Annotated in this window: 9 protein-coding genes; 7 read left to right on the top strand and 2 right to left on the bottom strand. The window is 47.1% G+C overall.

Translation table 11 applies throughout. From position 1 onward, the window contains the following. Positions 1-40 precede the first annotated feature (40 nt). Positions 41-1306, top strand: a complete 1266-nt coding sequence (locus AC1DFM_RS33970; RefSeq protein ID WP_477081237.1) for a glycoside hydrolase family 99 protein — start codon at positions 41-43, stop codon at positions 1304-1306. Between the two features lie 86 nt (positions 1307-1392). On the opposite strand, the gene AC1DFM_RS33965 is transcribed toward AC1DFM_RS33970, so the two are convergent. Then, complete coding sequence (locus AC1DFM_RS33965) at positions 1393-1773, bottom strand: hypothetical protein (RefSeq protein WP_477081236.1); 381 nt, start codon at positions 1771-1773, stop codon at positions 1393-1395. 181 nt (positions 1774-1954) lie between these two features. On the opposite strand from AC1DFM_RS33965, the gene AC1DFM_RS33960 reads away from it, so the two are divergent. The 6 genes from AC1DFM_RS33960 (at position 1955) to bioA (ending at position 12032) form a co-directional block, all read left to right on the top strand. Next, a complete protein-coding gene (locus AC1DFM_RS33960; RefSeq protein ID WP_477081235.1) occupies positions 1955-2626 on the top strand; it encodes a response regulator transcription factor in 672 nt (223 codons plus the stop codon). A 34-nt stretch (positions 2627-2660) separates the two neighbouring features. Further along, positions 2661-3923 carry a sensor histidine kinase gene (locus tag AC1DFM_RS33955; RefSeq protein WP_477081234.1) on the top strand — a complete coding sequence of 421 codons (1263 nt, stop codon included), beginning with the start codon at positions 2661-2663 and terminating at the stop codon, positions 3921-3923. 62 nt (positions 3924-3985) lie between these two features. Beyond that, a complete protein-coding gene (locus AC1DFM_RS33950; protein WP_477081233.1) occupies positions 3986-5977 on the top strand; it encodes a TonB-dependent receptor plug domain-containing protein in 1992 nt (663 codons plus the stop codon). A gap of 49 nt (positions 5978-6026) precedes the next feature. Further along, complete coding sequence (locus tag AC1DFM_RS33945) at positions 6027-7976, top strand: LTA synthase family protein (RefSeq protein WP_477081232.1); 1950 nt, start codon at positions 6027-6029, stop codon at positions 7974-7976. 258 nt (positions 7977-8234) lie between these two features. Continuing rightward, complete coding sequence (locus tag AC1DFM_RS33940) at positions 8235-10697, top strand: hybrid sensor histidine kinase/response regulator (RefSeq protein ID WP_477081231.1); 2463 nt, start codon at positions 8235-8237, stop codon at positions 10695-10697. 57 nt (positions 10698-10754) lie between these two features. Continuing rightward, positions 10755-12032 (top strand): adenosylmethionine--8-amino-7-oxononanoate transaminase, encoded by a 1278-nt coding sequence (gene bioA / locus AC1DFM_RS33935; protein ID WP_477081230.1) that lies wholly within the window; start codon positions 10755-10757, stop codon positions 12030-12032. A gap of 62 nt (positions 12033-12094) precedes the next feature. Here bioA and AC1DFM_RS33930 read toward each other — a convergent pair whose 3' ends face one another. Continuing rightward, positions 12095-12589, bottom strand: coding sequence for a DUF2911 domain-containing protein (locus AC1DFM_RS33930; RefSeq protein ID WP_477081229.1), 495 nt, complete (start codon positions 12587-12589; stop codon positions 12095-12097). Positions 12590-12639: the final 50 nt, after the last annotated feature.

Here is a 12639-nt window from a genome sequence, read left to right as displayed (position 1 = left end):
TACGGTCACCACCATTCCACGTTATTAAAAAACAGTTCATATGAAGCGTATCTTAACGGCTTTACTGCTGCTCTTCGCAGTACCCGGCCTGGCACAGTTGAAACACAGCAAGGCGTCACAGTACCCCACTTACCACGGATTAATCATGGCCGGCTACCAGGGCTGGTTTCGCGCCGCCGGCGACGGCTCCGGCGCCCAACATTATGCCTATGGCGACGAAAACCGCAGTGGAATCGATATGTGGCCCGATGTCAGCGAATATGAAAAAACATATGCCACCCCGTTTAAACTCGCGAACGGACAACCCGCCCGCTTCTTCAGCTCCTATGATAAAAGCACGGTAGACCTCCACTTCAAATGGATGCAGCAATACAACATCGACGGCGTTTTTATGCAACGCTTTTTTAACAATGCCAAACGACACGACAGTACCTCCGGCGCCATCCTCAAAAATGCCTTTGCCGCCGCCTCGAAATATAAAAGAGCCATTGCCGTTATGTACGACCTCTCCGGCCTGAAAGCGTCCGGGGAAGATTGTTCCACTATTATCGAAGACTGGAAATACCTGGTAGATCAGCTGAACGTCACCAATCAACCAGGCAACAAAACGTATTTGCAGGAAAATGGTAAACCGGTAGTCGCTATCTGGGGTATTGGTTTTCCGGACCGGCCCTACCAACTTCGTAATATTGGCCTGGATCGGCTGATCAATTTTCTTAAAAATGATCCGGTATACGGAGGTTGTGCGGTGATGCTGGGCGTCCCCACCGCCTGGCGTACGTTACAAGCAGATTGTCTTCCCGATCCCTACCTGCATACGCTGATCGAGCAAGCCGATATCGTATTACCGTGGACGGTACAACGTTATTCTCCGTTGCTACACAACGACATGGACCGGTTCCGCGACAATACCATCGCCGATCTGGCCTGGTGCCGCGCCCACAAAGTGGAATATGTACCCTGCGTATATCCCGGCTTCAGCTGGCATAACCTGAGCCGCTACGAATTTCCGGATGATGTAAAACCATCAGGCTCTATCCCCAGACAAGGCGGGCGTTTCTACTGGCAGCAAATCACCACCTCCCTCAGCGCCGGTGCGGATATGCTCTATGTAGCGATGTTCGATGAAGTAAATGAAGCAACGGCCATTTTTAAAACCACTAACCAGCCACCCGTAAGCAATACCACGCCATTTATTGACCTGGATGGAAAACCATCGGATCATTATTTATGGTTAACGGGAGAAGCGGCGAAAATGCTACGCAATGAAATACCAGTCAGTGTAACCATGCCGGAAAGAAAATAACGGGCATAAAAAAAGGCTGATTAAAGTATTCTTTTTAATCAGCCTGGTTATTATCTATCATTATGAAACAAGCGTATTATTCACACTTATCTGACTACGTGTACACCCAGGTATTTACCTTTCGTTAACAAGTATACTCCACCCAGGTAAGACGCAATACCCATCAAGGCAAACACCACCAACATCCAAATAACTTTACGCCGGTTTCCCTTGCGCCGCTCATCTCTGTTCAGCACCATCTGCTCCAGTTCCAGCCAACGTTTGCCGGGATCACCACTTTTGAAACGGTGACCTGACTTCATCATTTTCTGGTAAACGGCTGCTACTGATCTGGCGTTAGGTATATTGTCCATTAAAGCAATCAGCTCTTTGGTTTCTTCGTCTGTTACGCGCCTGGTTACTGTTGGCTCTTCGGGCAACTTCTTTAACCATATACTATCTGCAATCATTTTAAAGTAAGAATTCATAATAATGCCTGCATGATTAAATTGATCTCCGTAATGCATGTATGTACGAAACGCGTGCATGCATAGTTTTACTTTTTAGGAGAAAAACCATTTAGCAATGGTTGGCACCGTTTCCCCATTTGTATACGGCTCAACACCGTCACTACAGAATTCCTTTAGGAATTATCCCTATTTTTAGCCCATGAAAGTGCTGATTATAGAAGATGAACCCGCGCTCAGAAACAGTATACAGGAATATCTGGAACACCAGGGCTATATCTGTGAACTGGCCGCCGACTTTAACCAGGCCATTGATAAAGTCAATGAATTTGACTACGATTGTATTGTAGCGGATATTGGTCTCCCTTTCGGCAACGGGCTGGATGTGGTAAAAGAACTGAAAATGCTGGAATCCAAAGCAGGCATCATTATTATCTCCGCCAAAGATTCACTGGAAGATAAACTCAGTGGCCTGGAACTCGGCGCAGATGATTATCTCACCAAGCCTTTCCATCTATCTGAATTAAATGCCCGCGTAAACGCCATTTTACGGCGCAAAAACTTTGATGGCAATACCACCATCAGCTTCCAGGAAATTGTGATAAAACCGGCTTCTAAAACAGTGCTGATACACCATAAATCTATCACCCTCACCGGCAAAGAATACCAGTTGCTGCTTTATTTCATTGCTAACCAACACCGGGTAGTCACCAAATCCGCGCTGGCAGGACATCTATGGGGAGATGAATACGACCAGGCCGGCTCCTACGATTTCATTTATACCCATATCAAAAACCTCCGTAAAAAAATGCTGGAAGCTGGCGGAGAAGATTATATCAAAACGGTTTATGGCACCGGTTACCGCTTCGGATAAACCCCGCCCTCACAAATAAATATTCACCGCTATCATGAAGTTGCTGACCAAAACAACCGTGTACTTTTTGCTGATCATGTTACCTGTTTTTACCGCAGGCGCTTTCTTCTTCTATACTAAATTTAATAAAGAGATAAAACATGAAACAGATGAAGAACTGATCAACGATAAACTACAGTGGATGCGCTACCTGGATACCGCCAGCGTTAACAATCCCGTGTTCAGCATCCATACACCAGAGTTTAATTTGCAGCCAACAGAAAAAGCAGCACAGCATAAACACAAACTAAAAGGCATCAATATTTACCAGGAACCGGAAAATAGTTACGCTCCTTTCCGGCAGCTGTCGCAGGTAATCACCCTGCACAACCAGAACTACGAACTCACCCTGCGCAAATCACTCATCGAAAAAGATGACCTGATCAAAAACGTAGCTTACGTTATGCTCACCGCTTTCGGTGGATTACTGCTGTTTGTGCTGATCATCAATTGGTTGATTAGCAGAAGCATCTGGCGCCCGTTTTATCGCTCCCTCGATAAGATACAACGCCTGCAACTGAATAAACTGGAAAACACCGTATTTGACCGCACCAATACCCACGAATTTAATCAGCTCAACGGCGCGCTCAACAACATGACCAGCCGCATTCATCAGGACTATACCAGCATCAAAGAACTCACGGAAGATGCTGCCCATGAAATGCAAACACCACTGGCCATTGCGCAAAGCAAACTGGAATTATTACTGCAGGATGATACCCTGTCTGAAACACAACTCAATGGCATCCTGATAAGCTATGACGAGCTGCAACGCTTATCCAGACTTAATCATAACCTATTGCTATTGGCTAAAATAGAAAATCAGCAATACCCTGTTACGGAACAGCCAGACCTCTGTGCCGTCATAGAAAAGTATTTACTCCTTTTTGAAGAATTAATCCGGGAGAAGCATATCAGCATCCATAAAGAAATGACAGACAGTGCCCCCTGGCCCCTGCACCCGGCGCTCACAGATATCCTCGTCAGTAACCTGTTGGGCAATGCCATCAAATACAATTACCGGGAAGGAAATATTGATATCCGGATTACAGAAAATACGTTCCTCATCAGCAATACCAGCGAGTTGCCGGAAATCCCTGCCGCCATGCTGTTTCAGCGCTTTAAAAAACAATCTGCCGGCTATACGAATTCCAATGGCCTTGGACTCGCTATCGTGAAAAAAATTGCAGATTCCTATCACCTGAACATCCACTATGATTATAGCAATAACCAACATACTTTTACCATCACCGTATAATTGCTCAGATTTACTCCAGATTCACTGCTTTACTTTGTCCCGTAAACCATAAGCGCCGTTAAATGAAACAAATATTACTAGCCTTTACTGTACTCAGCGCAGCTCTTCCGTTGGCCGCTCAAAATCGTGTAGCCGCCCCCGTTAAAGACACTGTCAAACCTGCTCCGGCAGACACCATCAGTAAAGTGTCCGATCTGAATGAAGTCATCATTACCTCTACCCGTAATAACAGCCGCATTGAAGACTTACCCATGAAAGTGGAAGTACTGGGTAAAGAAGAAATGATAGAAGAAAGTGGTATCAAACCCGGCAACGTAGCCAGCATTCTCGGCGACTTATCCGTGATACATATTCAAAACACGTCCGCAGTGAGTGGCAACAACGCCATCCGCATGCAGGGACTGGATGGTAAATACACACAGCTGCTCCGCGATGGAGTACCCGTATATGAAGGCCTCAGCGGCAACTTCGGCGTACTTGCTATTCCCCCACTGGACCTCAAACAAATAGAAATCATCAAAGGATCTGTGTCCACCTTGTATGGCGGCGGCGCCATTGCCGGCATCATCAACTTCGTGGCCAAAACACCCGGCAGCAAACCGGAACTCACCATCCTTGCCAATCGTAGCACACTGAAAGAAACCAACGTAAATGCTTTCTATTCAGAACGCTATGGCAAAACAGGACTCACCCTCTTTGCCGGTGTAACCACGCAAAATCCGGTAGACGTGAACAAAGACGGCTTCAGTGATGTACCCCGCCTGCGCCAATACCTCCTGCATCCCCGCTTCTTCTGGTACATCAACCCGCTTACCACCCTGGTAGCAGGTTACACCGGTACCATCGAAAAAAGAGAAGGTGGCGATATGCAGGTACTGGAACATCAGGCCGATCATATTCACCAATACACAGAGGTAAATAACAGCGACCGGCATAGCGTAGACCTCCAGTTTACCCGCAAAAATCTGGGCGGCGGTACCCTCGCCATCAAAGGCGTGGGAAGCTTCTTCCACCTGCAAAACGATCAGGGCACCTTTGCACTGCTGGGTAATCAAACCAGCACCTATGCAGAAGCCTCTTATAACAAAAAAAGTGGCAAACACGACTGGGTAGCAGGTCTCAACAACACCGGCGAAATTTATCGCCGCGCTACCGGCGACAGCACCCTGCTCGGCAACTACACCTACAACACCATGGGCGCCTTTATTCAGGATGGCTACCACATCACTGATCAGTTCCTCGCGGAAGCAGGACTACGCGCCGACTACCACAACGTATTCGGATGGTATGTATTACCACGCCTCGCTTTTGTATACAAACCAGTCGACGACCTTTCGCTGCGCCTGAGTGCCGGTACCGGGTATAAATCACCCGCTATCTTTACGGCACAAACACAAACCATCGGCTACCGCAACCTGCTGCCACTGAGCGCCGGTATCAAATCTGAGAAAAGTCAGGGTATCAACTTCGATGGCAACTACCGCACCTCATTTGGCAAAGTAGAAATGATCCTTAACCAGGCCTTCTACTACACGCACATCAAAGACCCAATATTGCCAGTCGCCAGCACCACTCATTCAAACATGCTCCTGCTGGAAAATATGCCCTACGCGGTCAATAGCCTCGGTACCGATACTTACCTCCGCTTTGCATTAGACCACCTGGAATTATACCTCGGTTATAACCACACCGTTTCCCGCTACAACAACACGGGATCTGTAAACATTCCTTTTGCGCCACAGGATAAATTTGCCAGCACCCTGGCATATGAAATAGAAGGGAAATGGCGCTTTGGCATTGAAAACAGCTGGATTGGCAATCAATACGATTACAACAACCAGAAAACACCGAACTACTGGTTCTGGGCGGCTATGATTTCCCGCCAATTTGGCGAGCATATCACCGTAGTACTGAATGGTGAAAATATCTTTGACGCACGTCAGGGTAAAAACGCTCCACTCTTTACCGGCCCGGTAAGTAATCCAAACTTTGCCTCCCTCTGGGGCCCTATCGATGGACGTACCATCAACCTGTCCGTAAAATTTAATTTATAGATAATATTAAGAACGGCGTACCTTTGCGATCMTAATTTTCTGTATTAAGATGAAATTCGCAAAAAACAGGTACGCCGTTCTATTTGGCTTCGGCGCCTTGCTCCTTATACTGTCTTTCCTCGTAAGAACTGCGCTGCTGATCTGGATTTACCCACAATCCGGCMTCCACTTTTCTGATGTACCCGTTATTTATGGCAAAGGCTTGATATATGATATCGGTGTGGCATTGTTCTTCACCATCGCCTACGCTTTTTATCTGCTGATATTACCACAGCGGCTGAATAATACCTTATTCAACCGGCTGTTCACTTATATCGGCAGCTTTCTGGCACTGATGATCCTGGTATTTTCCTTCTTTGCAGAATTCACTTTCTGGGGAGAATACGCTGGTCGCTTTGACTTTATTGCGGTTGATTACCTCATCTACACGTATGAAGTCATCAGTAATATCAACGAATCTTATCCGCTGCCCCTGCTGATAGGCGGCGTATTGTTGTTTACATTGCTGCTGACCTGGGGCCTCGCCCGTCGTGGTACTTTCCGCCGGAGCTTTCAATCCAATACCTCTTTCGGAAAAAGACTCGGTACGTTTGCAGTGCTCCTCGGATTATTATTGCTGCATACTTTTCTGATCAGCAATACCTGGGCAGAGCAAAGCAAAAACCGCTATGCGCAAGAGCTTTCCAAAGCAGGCGTGTACTCATTTGTATCGGCCTACCTGAATAATGAACTGGCTTACGATAAATATTATTTACAGGAAGATAACAGCCGGGCCTTTGAACGTATGCGCACCCTGTTGCAATCGCCCGATAGCCGCTATGTGGAAAACGGCAATAGCATACTCAGAAGCATTACTGATACCACTGCACACGTAACACCTAATGTGATCATGGTGACCATTGAAAGCTTCAGCGCCGACTTCATGACACGCTTCGGGAATACACAACATATCACGCCTGTACTCGACAGCATCGCCAAACAAGGTATCCTGTTTACCAATATGTATGCTACCGGCACCCGTACAGTGAGAGGCATGGAAGCCCTTTCCCTGGCCGTTCCACCTACACCGGGACAAAGTATTGTGCGCCGCAAAAACAACGAAGGCCTGTTTTCTATCGGGCAAATCTTTGAACAGGCAGGCTACGAAAGCACCTTCTTCTATGGTGGCGACGGATATTTCGATAACATGAACAAATTTTTTGGCAACAACGGCTACGATATTACCGACCGCCTGCGCAATAAGTTTGTACACGATGAAATTACCACTACCCGTACCAACATACCAGATAGCGATGTGCATTTTGAAAATGCCTGGGGTGTGTGCGATGAAGATATTTATAACGCCGCCATCAAAAGCGCGGACGCGAAATATGCCGCTGGGAAGCCGTTCTACGACTTCATCATGACTACTTCCAATCACCGCCCTTACACGTACCCCACTGGTAAAATTGATATCCCATCCGGTACCAGCCGCGAAGGCGCCGTGAAATACACTGACTACGCCATCGGCGAGTTCCTGAAAAACATCAGCACCAAACCCTGGTTTAAAAATACAGTAGTCATTTTTGTGGCCGACCATTGCGCCAGCAGCGCCGGTAAGAATGAAATTGAAATCAGTAAATATCATATCCCCTGCATCGTGTACAACGTGCCAGGTGCGGCGCCACGGGAAATCAACGCCATGTGCTCCCAGATCGATATTTACCCTACCCTGCTGAACTTACTGCACTGGAACTATAATAGCAAGCTCTATGGTAAAAACGTGCTGGAACCGGGGTATCAGCCTCGCGCCATGATTAGCACCTACCAGAAACTGGGTTACCTGGAACCAGGCAAACTGCTTATCCTCAGCCCACAACAAAAAGCAGAATGCTTCAACTGGAATGAAGCCCGCAATGAACAACACCCGGCGCCCATGGATAGCGCGCTGCTCAGAAACAGTATCGCCAACTATCAAACGGCCTACTTCCTGTTTAAAAACGGGGGCATGAAAAAATAAATAAAAAAAGGCCGGAGCGATAAAATGCTCCGGCCTTTTTTTTAATGCATTACCGCGAAAGATTCTAAAATTTCAGCTTATTTCTGCACTTAATTCCCTAAATTTATTTTTCCGGTATTCTTAAGATTGTTTACTACCCACCGGCGCTCATAATCTGGCCTATTTTAAGTTGCAGTCAAGTGATGTAAAAGCCCTGTCTTTTGTTGACAGCTATACCTTATTGAAGCAGCAACCAAAACAATAAAATCTTTATTATTCATGCTGGCTACTACTTTTACAGATCCCTCCCGTCATGATCCTACCAAAGGGGAACTGAAAAACAGTGCGCAAGGACATGAACCAAACATACAACAGCAACTACTGGACATCATTGGGCGCACTCATGTTGATTTTCCGGCCTGTCATCAACTGTCCGAAGCATATGAACGCCTGCTGCCAGCACTACTGTTGCTATTGCAGGGCACACATGGTTTTATAGGAGAAGTTATCAAAAGTCCGGAAGGTGGTACCCGCCTGCAGCCACTCGCCACCTGCAATCCCTTGCCCAATAGCGAATGGAGTGTGATAGCTGCCCTGCTGGTGGTAGCGCATACCAGGCAACCACAAATCAGCAAAATCAATAATACTACTACTTTTATCGGCCTGCCGGTCATCTTCCAACAGGAAACACTGGCAGTAATCGGGATCGTCAGCTCCACTAATGTTTATACGAAAGATACCATTCATTTCCTGCAGCCACTCCTGCAGGTATTGGGGTATCAACATGTGAATGCACAAGCCGTTGGCCACTATCAGCAACTGAAACAACAACATGCTACCCAGAAATCCGAATGGGAAGCGTTGATGTTGACGCTGGACGATATTGTGTTTGAGATGAACGACCAGAAAATCTTTACCAAAGTATGGTGTAGCCAGGAAAGCCTGCTGTTCCGACCACGGGAAGAAGTGATAGGCAAAACCATTTCAGAAGTACTCGGTCACCATGCCATTGCCTTTAATCGCCTGGCTGATAAAATTCTCCGGACAAACGAAGCACAACAATACATCTATCCCGATATCCGGCAGGACCTCGAACATTGGTATGAAATAAAAATGACGCTGATCAACAGCCCCGGCCCTAAACGCATACTGATACTGATCCGGAATATTTCTGCCAGAGAACGACAGCACCTTGGCTACCAGCAGGCGCAATCGGAACTCAAACGCAGTAACCAGCTGCTGGGTATTTGTCAGCAGATGGGAAAAATGGGAGGCTGGGAATTTAATGTGGTCACCGGAGAAATGTACTGGACCAAAGAAATATATGCTTTGAGAGAAGTACCTCCCGGCTATCCTATTACGATGCAGGGCGCTACCAGTTTCTATCATCCTGATGACCAGCCCACGTTCAATGCAGCCAGAGATCGCCTCATCAACGAACAGGTTCCCTTTGACCTGGAAATAAGGCAGATTTCGGCCAAAGGCAAAAAAACATGGGTACGCTCTGTAGGCAAACCAGTGTACAACAGCAACGGCCAGCTGACCCATTTCCGCGGCATTATCATGGATATCACCGATAAGAAAGATACAGAACTGGCGCTCACCACTGCCAGAGATAATGCACAAAAAGCAGCACAGGCCAGAAGTGAATTTTTATCCGTGATGAGCCATGAAATACGCACGCCCTTAAATGCAATCATTGGCATCTCCAATATCCTGGAAGGCAGTACCGTACCGGAAGGAGCGGATATCATTCCGAGTTTGCAGTTCTCCGCCAACCACCTGTTGGGCCTCATCAACGACATCCTCGATTTCAGCAAAATGGAGTCCGGAAAAATTGAGCTGGAAAAAATTCATTTCGATCCTGCTACACTGATACAAGGCATTGCCAATAATTATTTGCCGCTAACAAAAACCAAAGGCATTGCGTTACACACCGATATTGATAAAAGGCTGCCAGCACAGATTACCGGCGATCCGGTGCGACTGTCGCAGATCATCAATAACCTGCTTAGCAACGCTGTCAAATTTACCAAAGAAGGTAGCGTAACCATTTCCGTACATCAGGAAGCGATGGCCAGCAACAATTGCCGAATTTCTTTCCAGGTAAAAGATACCGGCATCGGCATCGTTCCCGAAATGCACGACAAAATATTTGAAACCTTTGTACAGGAAGATTCCGCTACTACCCGCCACCATGGCGGCACAGGGTTGGGACTCGCCATCACTAAAAAACTGGTCACCTTGCACAACAGCGACATTACACTGGAAAGCAAAAAAAATGAAGGCACGTCCTTCCGTTTTGAAGTGGACTTCCCCGTGCCGGAAACGGCGGCGAATCAGATCCGCCAAAAACAGGCACATGGCCCCGGCTTCCTCGAAGGGATGAACCTTCTTGTAGTGGAAGACAATGCCATCAACATCCGCATCATTGGCCTGCAACTGAAAAATTCCGGTGTTACCATCGTTACCGCCAATAATGGCCGGCAGGCACTGGAAAAAATGCAGGAACAATCTTTTGATGGCGTGGTCCTCGATCTGCATATGCCGGAAATGAATGGCTATGCTACCATTCCGCATATCCAGCACCTGCAACCGCATGCATTCATTATTGTACTCACCGCCGATGTAATGCCGGAAGTAAAAGAACGTCTTGCACTACTACAGGTGAAAGATATGTTGCCAAAGCCTTATGCGGCAGAAGATCTGCTGCAGATGCTGGCACAATACAGCAAAGCATAATCGCCACCGCATTGATGTCTTTTGTAGTACCTTCGCGCCTGCACAAAAGCCAACAATATGCAAAATTCTTCTTTGTCGGCCCGCGACCTCGACGTGATCTGGCATCCATATACACAAATGCAGACCGCGCCTGCCCCCATCGGCATTGTACGCGGACAGGGCGCTCTCCTTTTTGATGAACAAAACAATGCTTACCTCGATGCTACTTCCAGCTGGTGGGTGAATATACACGGTCATGCACATCCGCATATTGCACAGCAGCTGGCCGCCCAGGCGCTGCAACTGGAACACTGCATCTTTGCCGGATATACACATCCGCCGGCCGTAAACCTCGCAGAACGTCTGCTTAAAATACTGCCGGATAATCAACGCCGCGTTTTCTACTCCGACAACGGATCTACCGCCATCGAAGTAGCACTGAAAATGGCGATACAATACTGGGATAATAAAGGCGTCCGCAAACGGAAAATACTGGCATTCAAAAACGCCTACCACGGCGATACCTTTGGCGCCATGAGTGTGAGCGGTAGAAGTGTGTTCACCCGCGTGTTCGACGACCTTTTGTTTGATGTTCATTTCATTGATGTCCCCACCGCGGATAACATCTCCCCAATTATTAATACTATTGCCACGCTACAACCGGAAGATATAGCGGCATTTGTTTTTGAGCCATTGCTACAAGGTTCCGGGGGCATGATCATGTACGAGGCGCCCGCTTTTGAACAACTGCTGCAATACTGTGCTGCACAGCAAATACTGCTCATTGCGGATGAAGTAATGACCGGCTTTGGCAGAACCGGCAAGAACTTCGCCATGGAATATGTACATACACAACCGGATATGATTTGTTTGTCCAAAGGACTCACCGGCGGCAGCATGGCGCTGGGCGTTACTACCAGCACGGCGGCAGTATATGAAGCCTTTCTTTCCAACGACAAACTAAAAACTTTATTCCACGGCCATTCCTTTACCGCGAATCCATTAGCCTGTACTGCTGCACTGGCCAGCCTGGACCTCTTTACAGATCCCGCCTGCGCGGCCAACCGGGAACGCATACACGAAAAACATGCAGCCTTCCTGAAGGAACTGCAACAAATACCTGTGATCAAACATCCGCGACTACTCGGTACCATTCTTGCGTTTGAAATCATCACTACTAACGCTGATGGTTACACGAATGTGCTGGCGGATCACCTGCACCGCTTCTTCCGGGAAAAAAGAATTATGCTGCGTCCATTAGGCAATACGTTATATATACTGCCTCCCTACTGTATTACCAACGAACAACTGGACCAGGTATATAGCAGCATCCGCGAACTGATACCCACACTTTAATACAAACAAAAAGGGCCGCAACGAAGTAGTTGCGGCCCTTTTTAAATACGTTTACCAGTACATTATTTTACCGGTACAGCAACTTTAGTATCATCCCACTCAAACACCACGGCATTGCCCGGCAATGTGAAGGTGAGTTTTTCAGCAGGCTTAGACAGGGCTTCGCGCTTTACTTTCACAGCTACCACATCTTCTCCTTTATTTTTTTCATAATCATACGCACCCCACTGTCCCAGCTTACCATTGAGGATCACAGTCCAGGTTTTAGGATCTGGAATAGAGAACAGGGTGTAAGTACCCGCTTTTACTGGCTTACCACCAAAAACTACATCCTTGCTAAAAGTGATTAAGGTAGCTTCATCAGCGCCAGTACGCCATACCTTACCAAATGGCTCCAGGGTACCAAAAATTACACGGCCATTTTTAGAAGGTTGTCCGTAAACAACTTTAATTCCGTTGGCTTCTGTTGTAACGTGAGGGCTTTTACGCGGTTTTTCCTGTGCAAAAACGAGGCTGGTAACGGCCAAAAATAAGGTTGCCAAAAAGAAATGTTTCATTTTGTTAGTTTTTTCAGAAATAAGAAGAATTTTTCAAGAAAGCTTTATCC

The sequence above is a fragment of the Chitinophaga sp. 05T412 genome, assembly GCF_056396465.1.
The sequence above is the reverse complement of the archived record's forward strand: the minus strand, read 5'-3'. Positions and strand labels throughout refer to the sequence as shown.